The sequence below is a fragment of the Gardnerella sialicivorans subsp. sialicivorans genome, from assembly GCF_056746795.1.
In genome coordinates, this window is record NZ_JBWPXA010000005.1 from 73,711 (window position 1) to 98,230 (window position 24,520).

Below are 24,520 nucleotides of genomic sequence, written 5' to 3' on the forward strand. Positions count from 1 at the left end.
AGCTAGAGCGTGCCTCAATCCAGCGATGTGTTGAGAATCGCACCCTTTAGCATCGTTTGGAATCAATTCGATGCTCGTACATGTGCCACGATTAACAAAGGAGCATCATGAGCACAACAGACAATGGCACAACAAATAATGGCAAAACAAAGGCTGCCACAACTGTGCCCGTAGAAGAAACCGCAGAAAGGCTTGCTCGCCCACTAATTAAACTTGCAAAAGCATGCGGAGTCGCAACTTTCTACATAGACCAATTAGGTGACTATACGGAAATTACGGACGAAGCACTTGTGGGCGTGCTAGATGCGTTGGGCTACCCTGCAACCACAAGTGAAAGCATTGAGAACTCGCTAAAGCGCGTTCAAGAAAAGCGCGATAGCGAACTGCTGCCGCCAACCGTGGTATGCTTTACTGGCACAGAAACGATTGTTCCTATTCACGCTGAAGAAGCTACAAGCAGCCCAGAAAAAATCCACATAACGCTTACGCTAGAAGATGGTTCGGAATACGAAGAGCCTCTTAACAACTTTGAAACAAGCAAAGAAGACGGCTTAACTCTTGAGCTTCCACAAGACTTGCCAATGGGATACCACACTCTTCTTGCAAAAGTCGAAGGTAAAAACGGCAAAACTGTTGCGCACGCGCAATCAACTTTGATTTGCGCGCCAGCAAAAATCCCACTTCCGCAAAGCGTTAAGGAACGCCATCGTTGGGGCTACATGACTCAGCTTTATTCCGTTCGCTCAAAGGAATCTTGGGGCGTTGGCGATTATGGCGACTTGCGCAGACTGCTTAAAGACGCTGGCAGCATTGGCAAAGCCGACTTTATGCTTATAAACCCAATTCATGCGTGCGCACCAGTGGCACCTTTGGAGCCTTCTCCTTACTTGCCAGAATCGCGCAGGTTCTTAAATGTTACATACATTCGTCCGCAAGATATTCCAGAATATGCGCATCTTAGCGATAGCCAGCGCAAAGAGGTGGAGATTTTGCACGAGGGCGTGGAAGCGCTTAACAACAATCCAAATCCAATGGATATTAACGCCGCGTGGAACGCAAAACTTCCAGCCTTAAAGATTATTTTTAAGCAGCCTAGGAGCGCCGAACGCGAGCAGGATTTTGCAGACTTTAAGGCGCACTCTGGAGAAGACTTAGACGCTTTTGCTACTTGGTGTGTAGCTTTTGAAGTTTGGGGTGCTCCTTGGGGAGATAATCTTTGGTTTGATACAACTGGCAAAGGCACGCCTCAGATCGACGTGCTTAGACGCGAGCACGCTGATTTGCTTGAGTTCCACCGCTGGTTGCAATGGATTGCAGACGAGCAAGTTGCCGCCGCTCACGCAGAAGCTAAGGACGCAGGAATGGCGATTGGTCTTATGCAAGACATGGCTGTTGGCGTACACGGATACGGCGCAGACGTGTGGTGGAGCCCAGAGCGCTTTGCTAATGGCGTTAGCGTTGGCGCGCCTCCAGACTTCTACAACCAGCAGGGTCAGGATTGGGGTCAGCCGCCATTTGACCCTAATTACTTAGATGAAACTGGCTACATTGCATACCGAGACATGGTTCACAACGTGTTCTTGCATGCTGGCGCAGTTCGCATTGACCATGTGCTTGGTCTTTTCCGCTTGTGGTGGATTCCGCGTGGCCAAGGCGCAAAGAACGGTGCTTACGTTTACTACAATGTGGACGCAATGCTTGCAGTTCTTAGTATTGAGGCCACTCGCGCAGGCGGATTAGTGATCGGCGAAGACCTTGGCACTGTTCCAGCGTACGTTTCTAAGGTGCTTGCTTCGCATGGCATTCTTGGAACCGTTGTTGAATGGTTTACGCACAATGACGAAGCCGAAAAAGCCGCTAAAAAGGCTGGAAAGAAGGAAATCATATTTGCAGATCCTTCTACATACCGCGAATACGCTTTGGCATCTGTTACTACTCACGACATGCCTCCTACAGCAGGCTATCTTGCGTTTGAGCACGTTAAGATTCGCGAAAAGCTGCACTTGCTTACCGATTCCGTAGAAAGCTTCCAAAAGGCTGCTAGCGCAGAGCGAGACGCCATGATGAAGATGCTTTTGGACGGAGGATGGATTAGCAAGGACGCTGCCGAGCATGTAGAAGACCATGTGCAAGAGATTGTAGAGGCTATGCACGCGATTATGCGCACTTCCCCATCTTTGCTTTTGCAAGTGGCACTTGTTGACGCAGTTGGAGAAAAGCGTTCGCAGAATCAGCCTGGAACCAGTACTGAGTATCCGAATTGGCGTATTCCTCTTGCAGATAAAGATGGAAACGTTGTTCATACAGGTGACGTTTTTAAGTCTCAACGCGTACTCAATATGGCCGCCATTATGCGAGGCGAAAAAATTAGCTAACAAGCACAAATAACTGTAAAATTACCACCAAAAAATGTAAAAAGAAAGGTTAAAAATACTTGCAAACACTTGAATCAAGAGTATAATAGATATTGATTGTTACTCATGTAGTAACTTCTTTCTCTCTCGCATAGCGCGTAGGTCGCCTGTAGACACGGCTTACGCGCTATGTTTTTGATGTCCTAAGTGAGGCGAGCATCTATGGCGATGTTCGCCTCACTGCGTATTAGCCGCAACGTACTTAGCAAACACGCGCTCCAAAAGCGGCGTGTGGAGCATAATCAAAGACCCCCACCCAAGCAAAATCAACAGCGGTAATCCTTGCAAAAAATACCTTAGCGAAAGGTACACAAGCGCAAAGAACACGCAATCAAGCAAAAACATTATAAGCGTTGTACTAGCGTAGCTAACGCCAAAAATCAGCGAATTAATAAGAGTTCTGCCAATCGAGTTTTCAAAGCGCGCTTGCAATGCAAATACCCACTGCGCAACCAGGATCCACAATATGCTAATCGCAAACTTTATTATTAAAAGCGGAGTAAGTTGCAAAAAAATCCAAGACCATATAATTACAACTAAAAGTGACCCTAAAATAGCCCAAATAATAGTAGCTTTAACAAAATTATTCTTAAAAGACTTAAAGTAGATTGCTGTTGTGTGTGCCTCGCCACGTTCAATCCGTCTAGCTGTCTCGTGAGCGGCCGTAATAGACGCCCCAACCGTTATAAGCGGAATGCTGGTAATAATCATTAGAATGGTAAGCCAAACTGCGTCTGCAAACGTTTCCATTCCTTGAGCGAACTTAGAATCGGGGCTTCCAAAAGAAATCATTACAACTACTCCCGCCTAATTAAGCAAACTTAAACAAATCTAAAATAACAATACACTATAAGATACGCTTAAACACAAAGATACGCTTAAACACGCATGATGGTGGCTGCAAACGCTTGCAACCACCATCATGCATGCCGAGATCCGAAGGAGAAAAAACCTCAGCCCTTTACCGCACCTGCCATAACACCTTTAATTATGTACTTCTGGCAGATTAGGTAGAAGACTATTATTGGAACAATTGCCATAACCAGGCAGCCCATCATTGCACCCATTTCAACAGAGCCATAGCCGCCCTTCAAATATTGAACTGCAATAGAAACCGTCTTGTACTTGTTCAAATCCAAAGTGAGGTATGGAAGAAGGAAGTCGTTCCAAATCCACATTGTTTGCAAGATAGAAACGGATATAATTGCAGGCCTCATAATTGGCACAATAATTTGGAAGAATATGCGTGGCACAGAAGCGCCATCAATCATTGCAGACTCTTCCAACTCTTGAGGAATGCCCTTTACAACGCCTGTGAAAATAAACACAGCCAAACCTGCGCCGAATCCAAGGTAGATTATCCACAAGCCCCAAGGAGTGTTCAATCCAAGCTTTGTAGTGATGTTGGAAAGCGTGAACATAACCATTTGGAATGGCACAATCATGTTAAACAGGAACAAAACGTACAGTAGTTTTGCAGCCCAATTGTTTACTCGCACAATCCACCAAGCACACATAGAAGTGCAAAGCAGGATCAAAGCCACAGCGCCAATCGTTACAACAATTGTCCACCAAAAGCTCATCAACAAATTCGTGCGGTTAATGCCAAGAACGTAGTTATCAAAACCAATAAATGACTTTGGAGTAAGTGAAAATGGCTCGCTAGCAATATACACCTTTGACTTAAAGGAGTTCATAAACACTAAAGCGATTGGGAAAATCCACAGCAAACTCACTACAGCAAAAAGCGTGGTCCAAAGTGCAGGATGCTTAGTCTTCTCGTTCATGCTGCCACCTCCTTAGAAGTTGTCAACCTGTTCTGAATCAAAGCAATTACAGCCACAATGATGAAGAATATGACTGCCTTTGCCTGACCGACGCCTTCACCATTGAGTCTTCCATAGAATGTGTTGAAGATGTTCAATGCAAGCATCTCCGACTTTCTAGAAGGAGCACCATTAGTCAACGCCAAGTTCTGATCGAATAGCTTGAATCCGTTTGTAACCGTTAAGAACGTGCAAACCGTAATAGACGGCATCATAAGCGGGATTGTAATCTTAAACAGCGTCTGCGTTGGGCTTGCGCCATCAACGGCAGCTGCCTCAATAACATCTCCTGGAAGCGCTTGTAAGCCAGCAATGTAAATAATCATCATGTAGCCGATTTGCTGCCAGCATATCAAAAGAACCATGCCCCAGAATCCGTACGTTGCAGAATACGTAATAGCACGGCCAAAATAGCCCAAGATGCCATTAAGAACTACCTGCCAAACGTAGCCCAGAACAATGCCACCAATCAAATTCGGCATAAAGAATACCGTACGGAATAGGTTGGAGCCTTTGAACTTTTTTGTAAGCATGTAAGCGATTGCGAATGCAATAACATTAATAACAATTGTTGTTACAACCGTAAAAGCTGTTGTAAATACTAGCGAATGAAGGAAGTGTGGGTCTCGCAAAGCCTTGCGATAATTGCGAATTCCAACAAACTTTCCGTCAGTAACAGTGTGGAACTTAGTAAAGCTAAGATACACGCCCATTACAAATGGCACTAAAAAGCCAATTACAAATGCAGCAAACGTTGGCAGAGCGAATAACGCCCACCATTTGCGTATTGCTTTTCCACTCATATTAATCATGATTCATCACTTTCTCCTCCTTGAGTACGCGCCTGTACGAGCGGCCGCGCTCGAACCAATACTTTTATCTTACTACATGCAACCACAATGTCAAACGTTGTCATTTTTTGCATGTCGCCACTTAAGAAGGCAAAAATCAAATGTGAAAAAAATCCCGATTTTTGGCGATTTTACGGCAAAACCTGCTATTATTGTTCGTATTGCAAACGTTTGTGTAATGAGCGCAAATAAGCACGTGAAAATTCTCATATGCAACACTGCTCATATACTAACTTTGCATATGTTTTAGCAATATTAATGAAGATATTGAATAAACATTTTGCTGCGCGAATAAAGGAGTTCAAATGCCAGCTAATATTCAAGACGTGGCCAACCAGGCGCATGTATCTGTATCTACTGTTTCTAGATCTTTTACGCGCCCAAACTTGGTTTCCGCAGCAACGCGCAACAAAGTATTAGCTATTGCAGAAAAACTAAACTTTTCAATATCTAGATCCGCAGCAGCACTAAAATCTGGCAGAACACTAAGAGTTGCACTGCTTCTTAGCGACAGCATTCGACTATGGTTTAGCGCATCGATTATACAAGGCCTAAATCAAGTTCTTCACCCAGCTGGCTACGACCTTTCAATCTTCCAAATATCTAGTAGCCAAGAGCGTGCAGAGTTCTTTAGCATGCTGCCAACTCGCCGAAATGCAGACGCTGTAATCGTTTGCTCCTTCGACGTAAACAAGTCGGAAGTAGCTTCCCTAAAGGCCACTGGCGTGCCAGTCTTAGGTATAAACTGCTTGAATCCTATGGATTGCGACTTTGACGCAACGATTAACATAGACGACGATCAAGGCGCGCGACTTATGGCACGCCATCTTATTGGGCTAGGACACAAAAACATTGCCTACATTCGCACAAACCGCGATATTTCATTGCATTTTAGCGTTTTGCAGCGCTACCACTCTTTTATTGACGAATGCAAAATCAACGGCATTACGCCTATAGAAATCGTTGCCCCCGAAGGATTAGACAGAATAAGCTCAATCGTCTCTTCGCTTTTAAGCAACGTAAATGTTCCTACGGCGATTGCTTGCCAAGAAGACGGCATAGCAATTCCGCTTATGTTCCAGCTTTCTAGAAGCGGATATAGCGCGCCTGGAGACGTTTCGATTATTGGTTTTGACGATAGTTTTTACGCTAGAGAAACAGGGCTTACGACTATTCGCCAAGACCCTGCAGAAATGGCAGTAGACGCAGCAAAAATAACTTTGTCTCTGATTAATGGCGATTATTTAAGCGAAGAATGCAAATATATTACCATTCCAGCACAGCTTATAGTTAGATCAAGCACAAGTCAGCTTGAAAACAATTAAGACAATTCTAAACTTAAGACTATTAAACTAAAGTCATTCTTCCAATAAAGTCATATCTAAATAAAGTCATATATAACTCAAGCTATATCTAACTCAAGCTATATCTAACTCAAGCTATATCTAACTCAAGCTATATCTAACTCAAGCTATATCTAACTCAAGATAATTCTTAAAATAAAAAGAGCCTCAAACCATTAGGCTTGAAGCTCTTTTACTTGTCACTAATGCACTGTGCTAATGCAATTACAAAAATGACATATATTAAATTATGAATTTAATAATCCAGTTTTAACCCAATTCTTAGGATTAATCGGATTAATCCTGATCTTCGTGAGCTTGAGCAACTTCCTTAGCCCAATTGTCAACGAAGGCGCTCTTAACCTTATCCCACTTGCCAGTGCCCTGAGCATACTCAAGCAAAGCGGAGCCAAGATCGTTCTTCCAGTTGTCAGATGGCATCATAGTGAAGTTCCAGCTTACAGGAGTCTTACCAGACTGAGCATCTTCAACAGCAGCAGCAGTCAAAGGATTCTCAGACTTCATATCTGCAAAGCTCTTGAACGGAGTGGTGAAGCCCATCTTCTTAGACATAGCTTCCTTACCGTAATCAGAGGTAAGAACCCACTTCAAGAAGTCCTTGGTTGCCTTCTTGTTGGCATCCGAAGTCTTCTCGTTGATGCACCAATAGTTCTCGGAGCCAGTAGCCAAGCCTTGCTTCTCTTCGCCCTTAGCGCCAATGTAGATTGGGAGCATGCCAAGGTCTTCGGCCTTCATACCAGCCTTCTGCAAGTCGGTCCAAGCCCAAGTACCATTCTGATAGAACACAGCCTTACCAAGAGAGAACTCGGAGTTTGCATCCTCGCCAGTCTTAGAGCTGAGCTGAGTTGCAGGAGTTGTGGAATCAGTAATGTAAAGATCAAAGATCTTCTTGTAGCCATCAAGGAACGTGCCCTTAATCTTTGCTGGCTGCTTGGTGACCTTATCTGCCTTGAACTCGTAGTACAGAGGAATGTTTGCAAGGTGAGTCTTAAAGCGCCAATCAGAGCTGGAATCGAAGCCAGCAGAAGTGAATGCGCCATCAACACCAAGATCACCCTTACGAGCCTGAATGTCGTCTGCAACAGCCTTAAGCTTATCGAAGGAGTTAATCTCTTCAGCAGACTTTACCTTAGCATCCTTAAGCTCAGTGTACTTCTTTAACAAAGCCTTGTTGTAAATCAAGCCGTAAGTTTCCATTGCGTATGGAACGCCAACAACCTTGTCTCCATCCTTAAGAGCAAGATCCTTGTTTTGAAGCTGCTTGTAAAGCTCGGTATCCTTAAGATCTGCAGTGTAATCCTTCCAGCTTGCGTAGCCAACAGGACCATTCACCTGGAACAGTGTAGGTGCTTCGTTGCCCTTGCTGATTTCGCTCTTAAGGGACTGCTCGTAAGTGCCAGAAGCAGCGTTCTGAACCTTTACAGGAATGCCAGTCTTCTTGGTGTATTCCTTAGCAACTTCCTTCCACTGATCAGCAGATTCTGGCTTAAAGTTAAGGAAGTAAACCTTGCCCTTATCGGAAGAATCCGAAGAACTGGAACCGCATGCAGCGAGCGCACCGAATGCCATTGCGGAGCAAGCTACAAGCGCAATTGTTGACTTAATTGTACGATTCATCATCGAACCTTTCTCCTATGCCGTCGGCCTACCTTTTGGCCGCCGCACCCCTAGGTGCCCTTTCGACATTTTTTATTATGCCTCAAATGCAAAAATATTGCAAACGATAGCAGCGTTGATATGGTGGCGTGTCGTATATCTAAAGCAAGAAAAAATCAGCAATTCCAGCGAACGATTACACGATCGCCCTTATAAGTTCCAAGAGCGCTGTAATGCGCGGTGTCTAGTCGAAGTAAGCGCGCGTAAGAAGCATCTACACCAAGCCATCTAGTTGCTAAAATCCTAAGAATGTGCGCGTGAGCTACAATAATCACATCCTTGCCGCTTTTAAGTTTTGGCAAAACAGAGTCGATTATTTTTTGAGTACGATTAGAAACTTCTTGTAAAGATTCGCCATTAGTACGCACGACTTTTACTGTTTCGCCACTTGGAAGAACCTCTTGGCAAGAATCCGACATAAAATTTGGAAGAGCTTTAGGGCCATCCTTCCAAACATCCCACGACTCAACACCGCTTAGCGCGGACACATCTTTTCGAGTGCGCCCCTCTGCGCAGCCGTAATCCCACTCAGCAGCGTATTCCAGCGGCGTGCAATGCGTAAATCCTGCTAATTGAGCTGTAAGACGCGCACGAATAAGCGGGCTTACAAACTGGCAATCCTCGCTAAAACCGTTTGGAAAAGCTTGACGAATCCTGGCGCCTGCGCTTATAGCTTGATTGCGGCCAACTTGTGTTAGTGGAATATCGGTTCTACCTGTATGCTGACCTGATTCACTCCAAGCAGTTTGGCCGTGGCGCAAAAGCACTAGTCGCCCTTCGGGCGCTCCCGAACATGTTGCTGGAACATCTTGAATCGCGTACGAATCCGTTGTATCTGTTGTATCCGTTGTGCACAAATCGCCATTAACTTTAATGTCAATATTGTTCAAACCGTTCAGCATACCCAACGCCGCCTTAGCACCACCATTTTTAGCTTGCGCTTGGTGCATTAACGCAAGCATTTATCAAGCGGCTTCGCTGCCAACTTGTTCACTCGTACATTTATAACACTTTTATAACACTTCTACATGCCAATTTCTAATTGGTATTTCGTTACCATTAACATAAAAATATGACGTCAATTAAAAGCAACGCACAGAACAGCGAGCAAAACAGCAAGCAAAATAATGCGCAGAACGAATATGCAAATCAAACTATTCAAACGCTTCTTAATCGCAGATCTATACGCGCTTTCAAAAATGAGCCAATTAGCGAAGATATTGTAAAAACGTTGGAAGCAGCAGCACAGCGCGCAGCTTGCAGCCAGTTTTTGAACGACTGGTCTGCAATCAAAATCACAAGCGTAAGCCTTAAACAAAAACTTTCTAAACTTGGAAATCAAACTTACATAGCAACAGCGCCACTTTTGTACGTTTTTATTATTGATCAGCACAGAAATGCTGCTATAGCGCGCAAAAATGGCATTGACACAGAAAGCAGCGATTTTACTCTTAAAACAGGCTACAGATTCTCTCAATCGCAAAATGACGCTGTTCTTGCACTACATGCAATGGAAACAGCCGCGGAATCGCTTGGACTAGGTTGCGTAATTCTTGGTTCAATTTTGAATAATATTCCAAATTTAATTGAACTTTTGAAGTTGCCAAAATACACGTATCCCGTTCTTGGGATTGCAATCGGCAAGCCAGACCAAGAGCCAGAATTAAAGCCGCGCATGGACTCGAGTATGCAATTCTTTGAAAACGAATACCCTAGTAGCGATGATGTTTTGATTGAAAAACTTGCAGACTTCGACGAAAGAGTGCATAAATACTACGATTTGCGTAATGCAGATAGGCCAGTGGACGCGTTCAGTGCGCAAATCACAAAGCTTGCTGTAGATTCTGGAGCTAAAAACCACAGTTGCGAATCGCAGCTTAATGCACAAGGATTTACTTTTAAGTACTGATTTAGTGAATTTACTGATTTACTGATTTGCTGATTTGCTGATTTTTTAGCATTAATTATTTAGCGTTAAGTATTTAGCGAATACGCGGTTTATATCCGCGTTTTCTAGACTTGGGTTTTGTTGTTTCAAACCGCGAGCGCATATCGCAATACTTACGAATCGCAGGATTTGAATGCGTTAAATGCCAACTTCCGCAATAATCGCATTTATAAACCCACAGCTTTGCTCCACGTTCCGTAAAACTTTTATCCGCTGCAATAAGAGCCTGCCCTTTGTTGGCATACATTATTTTTTGGGTAGATTCACATCTGCGCGGAGTAAAGAAATACATGTAACCCATAGTATCACCGCAACAAACTGCGTTGATTCGCAACCAATCACATGTAGCTAAATCAAAATAAGTTCAATTTAACGTTTTTCTAGTTCAAGTTTTAATTATTATTCGGTCAAAATTCAAAATAAATTCAAAATAAATTCAAAATAAATTCAAAATAAATTCAAAATAAATTCAATTCTAGGCTTGCAAAATGCTTTTTTATGCGTAAAATTGTCTTTTAATCGCCTCAAAGTTCAATTTATATCTTCTATTTTGAACTTTGTTGTAAGTTTGTTCAATTTAAGAATGCTGATTTTATAAGCTTCTATAAGAAAGACGGATTATGGCACAGAATTTTGCAAACGACCTTAAAAAGGCAATGAAAATCAAGGGATATAAGCAGATTGACGTAATCGAGCTTGCAGCAAAAGACGGCCATAAGCTTGGCAAAAGTCAACTAAGTCAATATTTAAGCGGCAAAACTGAGCCACGCAAAGACGTGCGAGATATGCTTGCACAAATTCTTGGAATTAGCTGCGACGAAATCAAAGGCGGTCATTCGTGCTCAAAAGTCGCGCAAAACTGCCAGTCTGCAGAAGAATCACAATTAAATCAGCCACAGCTTACAGAAGAACAACTTTCCCAAACACTCAAACATAGATCTTTCAACAAATCCACCAAACTTGAGCACGTGCTCTACGACGTTCGCGGCCCTGTTGTAGAAGAAGCAAACCGCATGGAAGCAAACGGAACGCATATTCTAAAGCTCAACATTGGAAATCCTGCGCCTTTTGGCTTCCGCGCTCCAGACGAAGTGATTTACGACATGCAACAGCAGCTTATTGACTGCGAAGGCTACTCGGATAGCCGCGGACTTTTCTCTGCGCGCAAAGCGATTATGCAATACGACCAGCTTAAGGGCATTCCAGGCGTGCAAATGGAAGATATTTACACTGGCAACGGCGTTTCAGAGCTGATTAATCTTTCTATGCAAGCGCTGCTTGATTGCGGCGACGAGATTCTTATACCAAGCCCAGACTATCCGCTGTGGACTGCGTGCGCTAGCCTGGCTGGCGGCACTCCTGTGCACTACATGTGTGACGAAAAGTCGCATTGGTACCCAGATATTGCCGATATTCGCTCTAAAATCACGCCTCGCACTAAAGCAATCGTGATTATTAACCCGAATAATCCTACGGGCGTGCTGTATAGTCGCGAAGTTTTGGAAGAGATTGTTAAGATTGCGCGCGAGTTTAATTTGATTATTTTTGCAGACGAGATTTACGACCGTCTTGTTATGGACGGCAAGAAGCATATTTCGATTGCTTCTCTCGCTCCAGACGTATTCTGCGTAACTTTTAGCGGACTTTCTAAGTCGCATATGATTGCTGGCTTCCGTATTGGTTGGATGAGTCTTTCGGGAGATAAGTCCAAGGCTCGCGACTACATTATGGGTCTTAACATGCTGTCTAATATGCGCTTGTGCTCGAACGTTCCTGCGCAATCGATTATTCAGACTGCTTTGGGCGGATACCAGAGCGTTGAAAAATATTTGGAGCCGGGCGGACGCGTGTACGAGCAGCGCGAGTACTGCTATAACGCGCTTCAGGAGATGGATGGCGTAAGCGTTGAGCGGCCAGACGCTGCTTTCTACATGTTTGTAAAGCTCGATCCTGCTCGCTACAACATTCACGACGACGAACAGTTTGCGCTTGATTTGCTGCGCGATCAGAAGTTGCTGATTGTGCATGGAAAAGGCTTTAATTGGCAGACTCCAGGCTACTTCCGCGTAGTCTACTTGCCACGCTTGCAAACGCTTCGCGACGCAATGAGTAAACTCTCCAGCTTCCTCTCCTACTATCGCCAGTAATTTATGCATCTTGCTTGCAAACTGCAATAAAACACTCATTTCGCTCACAGTCCATAAAAAGGTGTAAATAAAGGTGTACATATCGAAAGACACATATCATTCATAATATGAAAGAAAGAAAAGTAAGAAGAGTAAGCAATGAACACTGCAGCACGAGTACGATCGGGGTTGGTTATATCCGTTTTATCGCTTAATGCTTTTCTTTTAACAAGCTGTAGATTTGGCGTAAGCCTATATCTTTTAATACATGTCGACTTATCTCACGCAGCTCTTAACGCGGTGTCTGTAGCACTTATGACCTGCATAGCAGCACCGCTTGGCGGAATTATTGCAGATAAATATCCACCAACTAGATTGTTTATAGCGCTAACATTCTGTTTTGCCTTGTTGTGTACTGGATACGGTTTCGCTTTAGTCGCACAGCATAATCTTATTGCGATTACGGTTACACTACTCGGCATAATATTCGGGTTCTTTACTGCATTTTCTTCGCCTAATCAAAAAGTATTAATGGCATATAGCGTACCAACTGGCGAAAAAACCAAGTTTTTAGCAAGCATGCGCATGTGGATTAATCTCAGCAGGCTTGCTGCACCTGCGATTACTGGCATATTTGTTGATATATGCAATCCTCTCATTTTCTTTACGAGCATTGCTATTGTGATGATATTAGCGGCGCTACCTCTACTGTTAGTTAATCTAAACCAGCAAGCACAAAATAGCTCAAACAATACGAAAACAGGAACAGGAAGCAATAAAACTGCTGGTTTTGCAGCTTCTCTACACTATATGAAATCTACACCATGGTTAATAGTCTTAGGAGTAGTATCAGCATTACAATCTGGATCATGGCTTGCTGCATTCAGACTAATGGGAGCACGCCATTGTCTCACGCTTTTTCATTCGGCATCCACATGGGGGTCAATAGTCAGCATATTTAACATTGGCATGATTGTAGGTTCGCTATTATGCAAATACATTGTGCTACATTATGAGATTTTATACTCTATTTTATTACCTGGATTCCTTTCTATTCCTTTACTTATTTTCGCACTTAATAACTGGATTGCTCTTTTTCTTTGCTCTGCTTTCATTGCAGGTATTATTTTTGACGCAACCATCGTCTATGGGCAAACAGCTCTTCTCGACGGCATACCAACACACATTCTCGGCGCAACTACTACTTTTACTTCTATTATGGAGCAATGCGGAATTATCGTAGGGTATGCAAGCGTACTAGCATGGGGAAATCTAAATTCATCATTATTCATAATGATTGCAGCTGGCGTAATACTTGTTTCAACAGGTATAGCCTTATGGATTATTCAAGCTCGTAAACAAACATACCCATCAATGCTTACCAAAGATTATTGGACACCATCAACATGGGTAAAAAGAAGCATATAACAATCCATTTAGCGCGACAGCACAATAAAGCCATAAAGCGCACATGGCAACTTCTTCACTCAGCCATCGCCATGCTGCAACCATAGTCATGCCTCAACCATATTGCATTAAGTTACTAAGATTTGAGCGAACTTATTCGCTGCGGAGTAACCCCCATAAGCTCTCAGCGCCTACCTTTATAAGATTCCCTTTGTAAGGGTTTTCCTAGACAAGATATTCATCATACAAATTCAAGTACTATTATTACTTAAATAATGCTTTTCTAAAGGAGCGGTATGGCAGCAAAGCATATTACTGTTGGCATTGTCGACGATGATTGTTTTTGTCTACACGGCCTAAAAACATATATTGAACAGGTTGTTCCGTCCTGCAATATTTGCTGGTTGTCAACATGTGCCGATCAAGCAATTCAGTTTTGTCAAAATCGATGCCCAGACGTGCTGCTAATTGACATGTATATGTCTGGGGTTTCGGGAATTAAAATATTATACGAATTGCGAAGAAGACATTCATTCCCAATAATGATTGCTATAACTTCATTTCCTATCAACGATTATGCATTAAAAGCATCGGCAGCAGGCGCGCAAGGCATTGTTGGGAAAAACCACCCAGAAACTATTTGCGCCATGCTTAGCAGTATTGCCCATGGCACATTCAAGCCGCAAATAATAGGTGATCTTCATTTTGACGACACGATGACAGCATTTCAACGTTTGCAAAATAAGCCAAAAAAGGGACGCCTTGCTTTAACGGATCATGAGACTGAAATTGTAAAGTTGTGCAGTAAAGGCATGACCAATGCACAAATCGCTAAACGTTTATTTGTTGAAACTTGTACTGTGGAAACTATCCTTCGTCGCGTGTTCAAAAAGTTGAATGTGACGAATCGTTCACAACTTATTACCACATGGCTGCATGATGAATATTTAGGAAATGATACACAATGATTATTTTCTTAATGCGTCGTTTGCGAGAAAAGCTTATTGACAATAAAACATTTTTACTATTGGGATGTTTGTCGAGCGCAATGGATGCATATATTTACTCAAATAGCGACAATAGCACAATACAACTTGTTATAGTTTACATGATTCTTGCTGCTATGAATCTGTTCCTTTGCTTGCTCCCGCATTTTATGAGCATGTGCTATATTTTTGTGCACCTCAGCATTCTTGTTATTCCTAGTCTGAATCTTCCACCAGTAACTTTCGGGCTTATCATATCATTTGTTTTTATTTCATATTTATATCCGATTCAATTTACACTACCTTTATTCTTAGTAATAGATGCATTACACTATGTTGCATACCGATACCTATCAACTTTGTCTTTCAAGTATCTTATTGCTTACCTTTTAATAAATATATTTTGCGTTTGCACTGGTATTATTTTGCGCATTTATCACCAAAAAATGGTTCTTTATGAAAAAGATAGGCAAACAATTAATAATCTTAATTTGGCTGTGCGAATGCACGATAAATTAACTAATAAGATTGCAGATATTGCACTACAAAGTAAAATAGCATTACTTGACAAGTCTATTTCTAAAAAGCAACGAGAAGCTATTGAAGAAATAAATGATTTGGCAGATCAGGCTTTTGAAGAAGGTCATAATATTATCGACATTCTACGTGGAAATACTGCTAAGCATGATGCTCGAAGCGAGTTCATTCAGCGCATTGAAGATACGCTACAAATGAACGACTCAATCAATGAATCATGTGGATTAAAAGGAAGATTCATATGCAATATATCTAGTAACGATATTCCTGAAGACATTAGCGATGAAATCATCTGTGAAGTTATTGAATTAATCGAAGAGCTATATTTGAACATGCGAAAATATGCTTCTTTAGTTTATTACATCAGAATTTCGATACGCGAAAAACAAATTGTTATAAAACAGTTCAATGTTCGATTTTTGGGCAAGAAAAGTAAAGATGCGATTCGCGCAGTATCTCAAAAAGGGCTTCTACTCCATCGCGATACCCTAAAGCATTTAGGCGGCTCACTTTATTTTCGAGCCTTTGGCAAGTATTGGGAATGTAATGCAGTTATCCCTTTAAAAAATGAACATAACCGTATAAATAGTATACTTTACTGATTCAGTTTAAAAGATTAATGAATCTTGAGTAGTTTTAATTAGTAATTATTTGTAAAGGTTTTCATATACAAGATATTGTTTACCTTTTAGCGCGCCATTAATTTATAAATTGTAAAGGTTTTATATACACAATTATTTTCTTGTATTAGAAGGAGAAGAATATGAGTAATTTAGAAGATACAAAAGCACAAATTCCGTCCGTATTTTGGACAATAGCCAATGGCGTATTTCTTGCTAGCGGAATTGCGCTGATTGTAATGCGTAATGATTATCTATGGGGAGTGCCTCAAATTATCGCTGGATTATTTGGTCTTGCAACCATGTTTCTCATTAAAAAACCGTGGTGCGCGCAACTATATTTTATCGTATCCTCACTAGCTGTAATAGCAAATGGGCTTATGGAAATATTCGGCATAATCCACGGATCTGGATACGGTTATGTTCCGCTGATTATTGGTATAATTGTTCTTCTATTTATAGGCCTTGATAAGGATGAAAGTTCAAAAGCTCTTGGCATAGCCAAAAATAAGTAAAAGCATTAGACTGCGAATTTTAATATAAAAACATATCACAATTTTCAAAGGTCAAGCTGTAGCCATGTATCCTACGACTTGGCCTTTGATTATTTATCTGTTAATGATTTGTTTTGCATAGAGTTTATACGTTACTGAACAATTCATTTGCCTATAGCCTCAACCATATTGCATTAAGTTACTAAGCTTTAAGCGAACTTATTCGCTGCGGAGTAACTCCCGTAAGCTCTGCAACATCACGAACCGTCAATCCCTGATTCCTTAATAAGCGGACCGTTTCACGCATAAGCATAGACGCTTCTTCTTGAGTTTTTATAGCTGCAGATTTTGCATCTAACATGCACTGAAGCATAAGCTCATCTTGCTCACTAAGTTTCGGGGTTACTTTCACGCCATTGACTTTAACATTTAAAGTTGCAGCAGCGTCTTTTACCATTGCTGCAACCTGATCAAGTCTACGTACTTGAGTAAATAATCCTGGTATTTCTGGCACTTCTATAGCCCACCAGCCATCGCATCTGCGAGCTATAGCGGTCACCATTTGCAAACAAGTTGTTGCATTATCATGCTCAGTAGCACTCATTGATTAAGTCTTTTCTCCAACTCTTTTCGCTTCACACATATAAGTATATGCCTATTTATCAATTCAGTAAATAGGCATTGCATACAAAATCAGCACAATAAAGCCATACAAATGCAATTACATCACAGGGCAATTAGTTTGCACATCCTGTTGGAATCCTGATGGATCTCCCAGTTTTGCTTTGCGCATGTGCTCTTTGAAAAAGTTTCGCGTTGCATCATCACAACGATCTGGACCCATAAACGGCATGCTAGGCACTTTTTCGAGCTCATGCAAAGCTTTACTCGCCGCTTGCTCATCACTAGCATACGTGTCTAGCCATTGCCGTTCCCAAGCACACTGATAATAATTAGATGCTTGCGTATCGCCATATCCACTCTGGAACTGACTGTCTTTTTCTTCTCCAACCAAGTTTGCAGGAGCTTTATATTTTTCAGGCCAACTAAGCTTTGCCACAGATTCCTGATATTCCTTCTCTATATGAGCAAAATCAACAGTCTCTCTAGGCGAACTATTTTGCGAGCGCGCACCACCCATATCACTCGCATTATTGTTGCCTACTCCTCCACAAGCATTGAACATAAGAATCGCACTAAGCACACCAATAATAAGAGTTGCTTTACCAATAGTATGATTATTCATTATTCCTTCTTTCTTATTTTTTGAAAATTAACGCAATGCTAATGCTGGTTGTAAACGCGATGCTTTTATTGTCGGCACCACACTTCCAGCAAGTGCTGTAATAAAAGCCGAAATAACAGCTCCAATAGCGGCTTCATATGGGTAAACTGGCGGACTGACTGGGCTTGATGCATCCCAAAAACTTGATGCTATAGACACAAGACCAAAAGAAACAGCGACGGCAGCAATCGAAACTATTAGTGCTAAAATAATCGCACTGCCTAACACGAGTGAAGCAATCGACCATCTAGTAGCACCCAAGGCTCTGCGTATAAGCAGTTCATGTGTGCGCTGTTCCAACGATGCTAAACCAATATTGATTAAACCTAAGGCGGAAACAAAAAGCAATAATGCTGCTACGATAGCAAAACTTAATTGCAATACTGTTATAACATTCTCGTAATTATCACTATTATCATGTCTTCTAATTTCGTTTACTTGCCCACCACAACAGTCATAAAGAGCATCTGAAACATAAGATTTAATTGATTTTTGAGAACGATTTTCTTTATTCAACCAGTAGATTGAACCTTGAGCTTCTTTTTCAGAATATTCCCAAAGAGTTGGAGCGTAACGTAACAAGCCTAGAATATTCACGTATACTTTTGCCGAGTCTACGCCATCGTTCACAACTCCAACAATCCTTATAGGACTCATTTGTGTTGTTTTGCGAGAAGTAATAAATGCTACTTCACCAATCTTGTATCTTTTGCTAGCAGATTGGTTTACTACCATTTCTAATGCGTTGTTTTTAGCGCTATTACTAAACCATCTTCCACTTACAATAGGTAAGTTATAAACTTTGTTGTATCCTGCCGTAGCGTAAACAGCATCAACATATTGAAGATCGCTGGTTTTATATTCTTCGCTTATTTTTACACTCTTCAAAGCTGGCATAGAAGCGCTAAACAGTAGTCCAGTGTTTGGTTGTAGCATAACGTTAGCGTTACGGTTTGCGGATTCAATGCGATTTAAGAATTTGTTAAATACTGAATATTCGTCAAAATTTTGTGCTGAAAAAGTAATCTCGTATGTTGGTCTACGACCGTTTAGCTGTTCGTTAGTTGCAATAAGATAGTCCTTACCAACCGTGCCAATAAGCACTGACGCAATAACAGCAACGATGCCAATAAACATTGAAAAACCTGTGAGGAAGGATCTCATAGGTGACAGGCGCAAATCTTTAAGCAGCATGGTCATAAAGAACACCGCCTTCCATAGTAAAAATGTGAGAGCAAGAACGAGCCACTTTCATATCATGAGTGACTAATAGTAATGTTGTTCCAGATTCTTTAACACGATCATGCAACACTTGAAGCACTTTTTCTCCCGTACTACTATCGAGCGCACCAGTTGGCTCATCGCAAATAAGTAATTCGGGATTAGTAACTAGGGCACGCGCTATCGCGACTCTCTGCTGTTCACCGCCTGATAGCCTTCCAGGGTATTCGTTTAGTTTATCTTGCAATCCAACAGCACATAATGCTTCTTCTATCGTTTTTCTTCTTGTCTGCTTGCTTTGTTGTAGCCCTGCATACAAAAGCGGCAACTCAACATTTTCTCTAATGCTTAAATGCTTAATAAGCGAATAGTTTTGGAAAACAAAACCAATATTTCTAGCGCGCATATGCGATACTGTAGTATCACTACACTTTTGGATTGACTTCCCAGAATAATAGTATTTTCCAGTAAAATTTTTATTCAAAAATCCAATAATAGAAATAAGACTTGTTTTGCCGGAGCCAGACCTTCCGACTACCGCGTATGTTTCACCTTGATTAAGTAACATAGAAACAGAGTTGACAGTGGTAAGCCATTCGCCATTGCCTAGTTTTACACGCGCTGACACGTCTTGTAGTTCAACCAGTGGAACAGGATTGTTTCCCATAATCATTGCACTCCTGGAATGAGATCAGGAGAAACACCTGCTACAACATCACCCTCATGCAAGCCAGACGTAATTTCAATATTAGCGCCGTCACTGATTCCAAGACCAACTTCTTTACGCTCCCAATTATCGCCTTTCCTGTATGAGACTAAGCCTTTTTGGACTCTTCCAGCAACCGCACTAACAGGCAGAGTTAGAACCGATTGTTTATGCTTGCCATTAAAAACAAGCGTCGCATTTTGACCTGATTCTACTTCTGTGCTTTTATCTATTAAACACGTTAAAACTTTCGACGATACATTGGGTGTACTTTGCGCACTCGACTCATCTGTTTGAGTTGAATCAGCATCATCATTTTTGCTACTACCCGAGGCTGCAACATCGGTAGAAGTTCCACCGCTTTGTACTATTTGCAAACAATTGGTTGGTCCAACACCATCTTCAACTTGGAAGCGACCTTTAACATCTGCAATATCTGCAGAACGAAGTAAAGCTTTTGCGTTAAGGCTTATTGAAAAACCTTCATATTTAAGAGTGAATAGCGGGAAAGATTTAGGTATGTCCGCAGACGATTCAGCTACTGACACAACTTTAGCGTCTACGGGAGCAATAATCTTGTTACCAGCATTGTAACCTAGAATGCTTCCAGCTTTTACAGCACTTCCTGCCTTTACCGATGGAGAAAAATTCCCCCTACATATAGCACCGATAACAAAGGTAGACGATTGTTCTATTGTTGCTTTACCCGACACAACTTGTGTTAAAGGCTGTTTTTTGACTGAAATAAGTGGAACTGAATCATGTGATGCCTGCTGTTGACTATCATCAACTGCTCTACCAGCGCATGCAGTAAGCAAACACGCTGGCAGAGCAGCTAACAAGAATACTTTCGTAAACTTACGCATAACACAAAGCTCCTTACTCACCAAACTCGTAAACGCATAGAATGCGTCGAAACGAGCCTCTCAAACTAATCCAAAATAAATAAAGGGCTCGGTAACGCTACAATTAACGCTTTTATGACTACCACTTTATTTAGAATTTCAGCTTTTGCTTAATAGCCTATAATCGTCGTAAAGAGTTTGCATCACGCTAAATGATGATTTTTATTTATGATTCTTGAAGCTTGTGTAATACCAGAGAATGATTTGTTTTGCATAGAGTTTATATGTTACTGAGTGATTTACTTGCTCAGAGGTCTAATATCACTCTATTAAATCACCGATTAAGGCTATCTTCGTTAAGCAAAAAATCGAATAGGTCCATAACCGCAATGCACACACTTCTATCTGATATTTTCCAAAGTACTTTGAGTTTTGCAAGATAGAATTAGTGAAAATAGGGCATATTTGATATTTCTATCTGATATTTTCCAAAGTACTTTGGGTTTTACAAGATAGGAAGATAATAAGATAGAAAAAATAGGAAGATAGGAAGATAGGAAGATAGCGCTAGCGAATTTAGGTAACTTTTTACTACTCACGATTTAAGTCTTAAGCAAATTTAAGTCTTAAGCAAGTCGCCTGCGCATTTGCGCTACTCAGAAAATCAACAATAACAGACATACAGCAATAAGAGACATGCGTATTACAAAAATGCGCTGACGCTTTGACACGTCTTCAAATCTTCTAGATTTTGTTAATAAAGACGAAGTCAATGCATCAGCGCTATCAAGTTGCCAAGCTATCAAGCTGCTATCAAACCATCTACCTCAATGCTCTATGAGCTTGATTAAAGAATTCATACTCGTAAATGCATGAAGTCATATATGCTTGAGCAGCAAGAATTCGAGCCTGTGGGCCAGCTTCTTCAAAAGCTCTCTCAACAAATTTAACCGCCATTCTTACTCCTGACTCAAAATCATGAGAAGAATACATTGAAATCCAATCATGATATGGATTTTCAGGAGTATTATTTTTGACTAAAATTTGCCCGACTTCTTCATAAAGCCAATAGCATGGCAATATGGACGCAGCACCAATCACATAGTCTTCTGCCATTGTAGAAGCAAGTAAGTGATTTACGTAAGCTAATGTTACTGGCGAACAAGGCGCATCAATGCTTATATTTCTGCTTCCAAGCCAATCTCTGTGCAACTGCGATTCCGCTTCTATGCACATAGCTGCGCCCGTAGCCCAATGCACTCTAGCCTCATTATCTGGCGTTTTAGCTCCAACAGCAGCAAGCGCGCGAGAATAGCGCTTCAAGTATTCGGAATCTTGACTTATGTAGAAAGCAAACAAGTCGGAGTCAAGCGTTCCATTGCCTAAAGCCTTAATAAATGGCATTTTCATAATGTTGTTATCAACATCTGCACTAGCATCCCATAACGCTTGAGTCCAAGGACCACACGGCTCCACATTTGGCTTTCTAGCCTTGCTATGAGCTTTTACGACTACGCTTTGTGGAGTTAATCCATCTAAGCCATTCGCTTGCATATGCTCCCAAGGAGTTGACGAAGAATCTAATTCCAAACGATAATTACGAGCCGCATGGCTCACAGGCCCATGACCTTTGCCAACATGCAAATCTTTACCGCAAGCAATAGCTTCGTTAAGCCATCTTGACGACCACGCTAAAGCATTCGCTACAGTACTGTAATCGCTTAGCTTCTTTCCTTCTCGCAACGCTAATCCTATGCGCGTAGCTAGAGAAGAAGATAGCGAGCAGCCAGTGCCATGAGTTGTTGTTGTATCAACTCTAGGGCAAGGAACGTGCACTCTGTGACCATCTGGGAACACAACAGTATTTCCAGCATCTTCGTTTGTTAAGTGGCCGCCTTTAACAATAACAATAGTATTGTTTTTTGCACTCCACTCGCTTGCTTGAGCATAAGCTTCTTCAAAATTGGACGCAGGCTGTTTATCGCATAATACTGCGAGTTCAGGTATGTTTGGCGTAATAACATCCGCAAGAGGCGCAAACTCACGCATTGCATCTTCTGCAGACTTTTCAAGCAACCTATCTCCCGAAGTTGCTACCATCACTGGATCTAACACAACAACAGGAACAGGATGATTTTTAAGCCAATTTTGAACTAGACTAATATATGACTTGTCTCCAAGCATGCCGATTTTTACAGCATCAATAGTTACGTCATCAAATACTGCTTCTAGTTGCGCTTGCAAAAAGTCGGTTGGAGGAGTGTAAACTTCGCGCACACCGCAAGTGTTTTGAGCAACCAAATTAGTTGTTACACACATTCCAAATCCATGAGATGCTGTGATTGACTTTAGATCAGCTTGGATTCCAGCTCCGCCTGTTGGATCAGTTCCAGCAATACTTAGTACGCGTGGAATAATCGGGTCTTCTAAAGATGGCAAAGAAGATGGCCTTAGACTTGAATCGTATAATTGCGAAATTGATTGTGAAGGCGCTTGCGAAAATTGATTATTCATTATTTTTATTCCTTTGTAATGGCATCGCGTAATTTATGTGCTTCTTCGCAAGGATCTTGCGCAAGCATTAGAGCAGATACTACGCATAAACCATCTATTGAAGTACTTTTAATAGGAAATACAGTATTTTCGTTAACGCCGCCGATTCCTAGCGTGCTAATACCGAGTTCTTTAGCTCGTTTAGCAATCTTTTCTACTCCTTCAACGCCTAAAGCAGGAGCAGCGTCTGGCTTGGTGGCAGTAGGCCAAATTGGGCCTATTCCAATAACATCAGGCAATGCCACATTTTCTTTAGCGCATTCGTTATAAACGTAATCTAACTGTTCTAACTTTTCTATAGAAAGCCCAACCATCCATTCTGCAGGAATAGACTTACGAGCTTCAATATAAGGCGTATCTGTTTGCCCAACATGCAAGTTGAATCCTAAACTTTTAGCGCAATCTATACGATCGTCAACAAAAATCGGCACGTTTCCGCAACCATTAGCAAGCATTTTGTCTCGCAAGCTTTGAGCTTTATTATTAAAAGTTTCGCTATTTGCGTACTTATCGCGCAATTGAACTACGCTTGCTCCGCCTTTAACGCAATCAACTGCAATATCTTCTTCTGCTCGATCGCTCATCTTTGGGTCTGTTATAAAGTATAAAGACCAATCAACAGGGTCGAGTTCAAATTCAATATTCGCTAGTTTCAGCATCTCGTCTGCGCTCAAATCCATAAGCGCATCCATCCATAATGTTCTAAATGTACCTGGCGATGTTGAGCGTTGTGCTGCCCAAGTTCCTGCTGCAGCAGCGTGCACGTGAGCGGCAACTGTTGCTGCAAAAGGTCGATTCCTATTTGCTCCAACATATGCTGCCACCAATGCGCCAAGAGAGCATCCCGTGCCAACTACTTTCGTCATTATTTCGTGACCGCCCGAGACTCGTGCCGAGCATCCGTGACCATAAATAGCGTCTTTTTCGCCAGAAATAGCCACTACCGAGCCATAAAGTTTAACTAGCTTCTTAGCTGCTGCAACTGCCGAATCAACCGAATCTCCAGCGTCTACGCCTTTACCACCGCTTTCTTCTCCAGCTAAGCCTAAGATTTCGGAAGCGTTTGCACGAATTACAGTAGGATGACTTTTAACAATTTCGCGCGCGTATTGCGTGCGTGGAGCTAAACCGCCAACTGCAACTGGGTCAAGAACCCATGGAGTGTGCGCTTTTACAGCTCCGCGAATTGCAGCATCCATAGATTCTTTGTCTACTGGCCTGTAGGTTCCAATGTTTACTAATACACCAGATGCGATTTGAGCAAATACTTCAGCTTCTTCTGCATCTACGACCATTGCTGGCGATGCACCAGCAGCTAGCAGAACGTTTGCCGTTATTTCTTGAACAACATTATTCGTTACGCAATGTGTTAACGGATTTTTTGCGCGCAAAGATTCGATGCATTCACGTACATCTTGAACGAATTGCTTGCAACGAGCATTAGTTGAGAATTCACTATTTTTAGAGCACGACACAGTAGTCATGATTTTCCCTTCGCTAGTACTAACTAGATCAGGTTCAACGGGTATAATCTCAGCGCTTTCGCGCACCCCGAACCCATATTTGACTATATATGTTCGTTATGACGTTATTTATATGCGCGACGACCTACCTTTTCGCTTAGAGCGTAGCGCGAAAAGGTAATTCGGAGCGCTGAGCCGCTCAAAGCAGAAGCACTGCT

At 41.9% G+C, this 24,520-nt stretch carries 21 protein-coding genes and 1 riboswitch; of the genes, 8 read left to right on the forward strand and 13 right to left on the reverse strand.

Features of this window, described 5'->3' with window-relative positions; all coding sequences use genetic code 11:
• The first annotated feature begins 107 nt into the window (after positions 1 to 107).
• On the forward strand, positions 108 to 2,375 hold the full coding sequence (malQ, locus tag AC1EKB_RS04850) for a 4-alpha-glucanotransferase (RefSeq protein WP_481248987.1): 2,268 nt from the start codon (positions 108 to 110) through the stop codon (positions 2,373 to 2,375).
• Positions 2,376 to 2,591: 216 nt separating this feature from the next.
• On the opposite strand, the gene AC1EKB_RS04855 is transcribed toward malQ, so the two are convergent.
• The 3 genes from AC1EKB_RS04855 to AC1EKB_RS04865 form a co-directional block, all read right to left on the reverse strand.
• A complete protein-coding gene (locus AC1EKB_RS04855; RefSeq protein ID WP_415694305.1) occupies positions 2,592 to 3,206 on the reverse strand; it encodes a DUF624 domain-containing protein in 615 nt (204 codons plus the stop codon).
• A gap of 161 nt (positions 3,207 to 3,367) precedes the next feature.
• Positions 3,368 to 4,201 carry a carbohydrate ABC transporter permease gene (locus tag AC1EKB_RS04860; protein ID WP_004131359.1) on the reverse strand — a complete coding sequence of 278 codons (834 nt, stop codon included), beginning with the start codon at positions 4,199 to 4,201 and terminating at the stop codon, positions 3,368 to 3,370.
• Positions 4,198 to 5,052 carry a carbohydrate ABC transporter permease gene (locus AC1EKB_RS04865; protein WP_004131357.1) on the reverse strand — a complete coding sequence of 285 codons (855 nt, stop codon included), beginning with the start codon at positions 5,050 to 5,052 and terminating at the stop codon, positions 4,198 to 4,200. The genes AC1EKB_RS04860 and AC1EKB_RS04865 overlap by 4 nt, the downstream gene beginning before the upstream one ends.
• A gap of 344 nt (positions 5,053 to 5,396) precedes the next feature.
• Here AC1EKB_RS04865 and AC1EKB_RS04870 point away from each other — a divergent pair, with 344 nt between their 5' ends.
• Positions 5,397 to 6,416, forward strand: a complete 1,020-nt coding sequence (locus AC1EKB_RS04870; RefSeq protein ID WP_481248988.1) for a LacI family DNA-binding transcriptional regulator — start codon at positions 5,397 to 5,399, stop codon at positions 6,414 to 6,416.
• Between the two features lie 315 nt (positions 6,417 to 6,731).
• On the opposite strand, the gene AC1EKB_RS04875 is transcribed toward AC1EKB_RS04870, so the two are convergent.
• Positions 6,732 to 8,075 (reverse strand): ABC transporter substrate-binding protein, encoded by a 1,344-nt coding sequence (locus AC1EKB_RS04875; RefSeq protein WP_481248989.1) that lies wholly within the window; start codon positions 8,073 to 8,075, stop codon positions 6,732 to 6,734.
• Positions 8,076 to 8,227: 152 nt separating this feature from the next.
• Positions 8,228 to 9,013 (reverse strand): histidine phosphatase family protein, encoded by a 786-nt coding sequence (locus AC1EKB_RS04880; RefSeq protein WP_415694347.1) that lies wholly within the window; start codon positions 9,011 to 9,013, stop codon positions 8,228 to 8,230.
• A 170-nt stretch (positions 9,014 to 9,183) separates the two neighbouring features.
• Here AC1EKB_RS04880 and AC1EKB_RS04885 point away from each other — a divergent pair, with 170 nt between their 5' ends.
• Complete coding sequence (locus AC1EKB_RS04885; protein WP_481248990.1) at positions 9,184 to 10,020, forward strand: nitroreductase family protein; 837 nt, start codon at positions 9,184 to 9,186, stop codon at positions 10,018 to 10,020.
• Positions 10,021 to 10,093: 73 nt separating this feature from the next.
• Here AC1EKB_RS04885 and AC1EKB_RS04890 read toward each other — a convergent pair whose 3' ends face one another.
• Positions 10,094 to 10,360 (reverse strand): hypothetical protein, encoded by a 267-nt coding sequence (locus AC1EKB_RS04890; protein WP_016797389.1) that lies wholly within the window; start codon positions 10,358 to 10,360, stop codon positions 10,094 to 10,096.
• A 319-nt stretch (positions 10,361 to 10,679) separates the two neighbouring features.
• On the opposite strand from AC1EKB_RS04890, the gene AC1EKB_RS04895 reads away from it, so the two are divergent.
• From AC1EKB_RS04895 to AC1EKB_RS04915, 5 genes are all read left to right on the forward strand, one after another.
• Positions 10,680 to 12,206 (forward strand): aminotransferase class I/II-fold pyridoxal phosphate-dependent enzyme, encoded by a 1,527-nt coding sequence (locus AC1EKB_RS04895; RefSeq protein ID WP_481248991.1) that lies wholly within the window; start codon positions 10,680 to 10,682, stop codon positions 12,204 to 12,206.
• 138 nt (positions 12,207 to 12,344) lie between these two features.
• Positions 12,345 to 13,613, forward strand: coding sequence for an MFS transporter (locus tag AC1EKB_RS04900; protein ID WP_481248992.1), 1,269 nt, complete (start codon positions 12,345 to 12,347; stop codon positions 13,611 to 13,613).
• Positions 13,614 to 13,888: 275 nt separating this feature from the next.
• Positions 13,889 to 14,560 (forward strand): response regulator, encoded by a 672-nt coding sequence (locus tag AC1EKB_RS04905; RefSeq protein WP_415694297.1) that lies wholly within the window; start codon positions 13,889 to 13,891, stop codon positions 14,558 to 14,560.
• Positions 14,557 to 15,717 (forward strand): histidine kinase, encoded by a 1,161-nt coding sequence (locus AC1EKB_RS04910; RefSeq protein WP_480012447.1) that lies wholly within the window; start codon positions 14,557 to 14,559, stop codon positions 15,715 to 15,717. The genes AC1EKB_RS04905 and AC1EKB_RS04910 overlap by 4 nt, the downstream gene beginning before the upstream one ends.
• A gap of 161 nt (positions 15,718 to 15,878) precedes the next feature.
• Entirely contained in the window at positions 15,879 to 16,250 is a 372-nt protein-coding gene (locus AC1EKB_RS04915; RefSeq protein ID WP_004112863.1) for a hypothetical protein, read from the forward strand.
• A gap of 181 nt (positions 16,251 to 16,431) precedes the next feature.
• Here the strand turns inward: AC1EKB_RS04915 and AC1EKB_RS04920 are convergent, their stop codons facing one another.
• The 7 genes from AC1EKB_RS04920 to thiM form a co-directional block, all read right to left on the reverse strand.
• Entirely contained in the window at positions 16,432 to 16,833 is a 402-nt protein-coding gene (locus tag AC1EKB_RS04920; protein ID WP_415694295.1) for an XRE family transcriptional regulator, read from the reverse strand.
• Positions 16,834 to 16,950: 117 nt separating this feature from the next.
• On the reverse strand, positions 16,951 to 17,475 hold the full coding sequence (locus AC1EKB_RS04925; protein WP_481248993.1) for a hypothetical protein: 525 nt from the start codon (positions 17,473 to 17,475) through the stop codon (positions 16,951 to 16,953).
• 27 nt (positions 17,476 to 17,502) lie between these two features.
• Positions 17,503 to 18,714, reverse strand: a complete 1,212-nt coding sequence (locus AC1EKB_RS04930) for an ABC transporter permease (RefSeq protein ID WP_481248994.1) — start codon at positions 18,712 to 18,714, stop codon at positions 17,503 to 17,505.
• Complete coding sequence (locus tag AC1EKB_RS04935; protein WP_415694292.1) at positions 18,698 to 19,408, reverse strand: ABC transporter ATP-binding protein; 711 nt, start codon at positions 19,406 to 19,408, stop codon at positions 18,698 to 18,700. Before AC1EKB_RS04935 ends, AC1EKB_RS04930 begins: the two co-directional genes overlap by 17 nt.
• Positions 19,405 to 20,307, reverse strand: coding sequence for an efflux RND transporter periplasmic adaptor subunit (locus tag AC1EKB_RS04940; RefSeq protein ID WP_415694291.1), 903 nt, complete (start codon positions 20,305 to 20,307; stop codon positions 19,405 to 19,407). Before AC1EKB_RS04940 ends, AC1EKB_RS04935 begins: the two co-directional genes overlap by 4 nt.
• 801 nt (positions 20,308 to 21,108) lie before the next feature.
• Complete coding sequence (locus tag AC1EKB_RS04945) at positions 21,109 to 22,800, reverse strand: bifunctional hydroxymethylpyrimidine kinase/phosphomethylpyrimidine kinase (RefSeq protein ID WP_415694290.1); 1,692 nt, start codon at positions 22,798 to 22,800, stop codon at positions 21,109 to 21,111.
• 5 nt (positions 22,801 to 22,805) lie between these two features.
• On the reverse strand, positions 22,806 to 24,323 hold the full coding sequence (thiM, locus tag AC1EKB_RS04950) for a hydroxyethylthiazole kinase (protein WP_481248995.1): 1,518 nt from the start codon (positions 24,321 to 24,323) through the stop codon (positions 22,806 to 22,808).
• A riboswitch (TPP riboswitch) is annotated at positions 24,312 to 24,403 on the reverse strand. (Overlaps the previous gene by 12 nt.)
• Between the last annotated feature and the right edge of the window lie 117 nt (positions 24,404 to 24,520).

Excerpts from the sequence above, each read along its gene's own strand:
- thiM (WP_481248995.1), bottom strand. The coding sequence starts at position 24,323 with ATGACTACTGTGTCGTGCTCTAAAAATAGTGAATTCTCAACTAATGCT.
- AC1EKB_RS04880 (WP_415694347.1), bottom strand. The coding sequence starts at position 9,013 with ATGCTGAACGGTTTGAACAATATTGACATTAAAGTTAATGGCGATTTG.
- AC1EKB_RS04895 (WP_481248991.1), top strand. The coding sequence starts at position 10,680 with ATGGCACAGAATTTTGCAAACGACCTTAAAAAGGCAATGAAAATCAAG.
- AC1EKB_RS04915 (WP_004112863.1), top strand. The coding sequence starts at position 15,879 with ATGAGTAATTTAGAAGATACAAAAGCACAAATTCCGTCCGTATTTTGG.
- AC1EKB_RS04905 (WP_415694297.1), top strand. The coding sequence starts at position 13,889 with ATGGCAGCAAAGCATATTACTGTTGGCATTGTCGACGATGATTGTTTT.
- AC1EKB_RS04925 (WP_481248993.1), bottom strand. The coding sequence starts at position 17,475 with ATGAATAATCATACTATTGGTAAAGCAACTCTTATTATTGGTGTGCTT.
- AC1EKB_RS04935 (WP_415694292.1), bottom strand. The coding sequence starts at position 19,408 with ATGATTATGGGAAACAATCCTGTTCCACTGGTTGAACTACAAGACGTG.
- AC1EKB_RS04870 (WP_481248988.1), top strand. The coding sequence starts at position 5,397 with ATGCCAGCTAATATTCAAGACGTGGCCAACCAGGCGCATGTATCTGTA.
- AC1EKB_RS04875 (WP_481248989.1), bottom strand. The coding sequence starts at position 8,075 with ATGATGAATCGTACAATTAAGTCAACAATTGCGCTTGTAGCTTGCTCC.
- AC1EKB_RS04910 (WP_480012447.1), top strand. The coding sequence starts at position 14,557 with ATGATTATTTTCTTAATGCGTCGTTTGCGAGAAAAGCTTATTGACAAT.
- AC1EKB_RS04920 (WP_415694295.1), bottom strand. The coding sequence starts at position 16,833 with ATGAGTGCTACTGAGCATGATAATGCAACAACTTGTTTGCAAATGGTG.
- AC1EKB_RS04945 (WP_415694290.1), bottom strand. The coding sequence starts at position 22,800 with ATGAATAATCAATTTTCGCAAGCGCCTTCACAATCAATTTCGCAATTA.
- AC1EKB_RS04865 (WP_004131357.1), bottom strand. The coding sequence starts at position 5,052 with ATGATTAATATGAGTGGAAAAGCAATACGCAAATGGTGGGCGTTATTC.
- malQ (WP_481248987.1), top strand. The coding sequence starts at position 108 with ATGAGCACAACAGACAATGGCACAACAAATAATGGCAAAACAAAGGCT.
- AC1EKB_RS04860 (WP_004131359.1), bottom strand. The coding sequence starts at position 4,201 with ATGAACGAGAAGACTAAGCATCCTGCACTTTGGACCACGCTTTTTGCT.
- AC1EKB_RS04900 (WP_481248992.1), top strand. The coding sequence starts at position 12,345 with ATGAACACTGCAGCACGAGTACGATCGGGGTTGGTTATATCCGTTTTA.
- AC1EKB_RS04940 (WP_415694291.1), bottom strand. The coding sequence starts at position 20,307 with ATGCGTAAGTTTACGAAAGTATTCTTGTTAGCTGCTCTGCCAGCGTGT.
- AC1EKB_RS04930 (WP_481248994.1), bottom strand. The coding sequence starts at position 18,714 with ATGACCATGCTGCTTAAAGATTTGCGCCTGTCACCTATGAGATCCTTC.
- AC1EKB_RS04890 (WP_016797389.1), bottom strand. The coding sequence starts at position 10,360 with ATGGGTTACATGTATTTCTTTACTCCGCGCAGATGTGAATCTACCCAA.
- AC1EKB_RS04885 (WP_481248990.1), top strand. The coding sequence starts at position 9,184 with ATGACGTCAATTAAAAGCAACGCACAGAACAGCGAGCAAAACAGCAAG.
- AC1EKB_RS04855 (WP_415694305.1), bottom strand. The coding sequence starts at position 3,206 with ATGATTTCTTTTGGAAGCCCCGATTCTAAGTTCGCTCAAGGAATGGAA.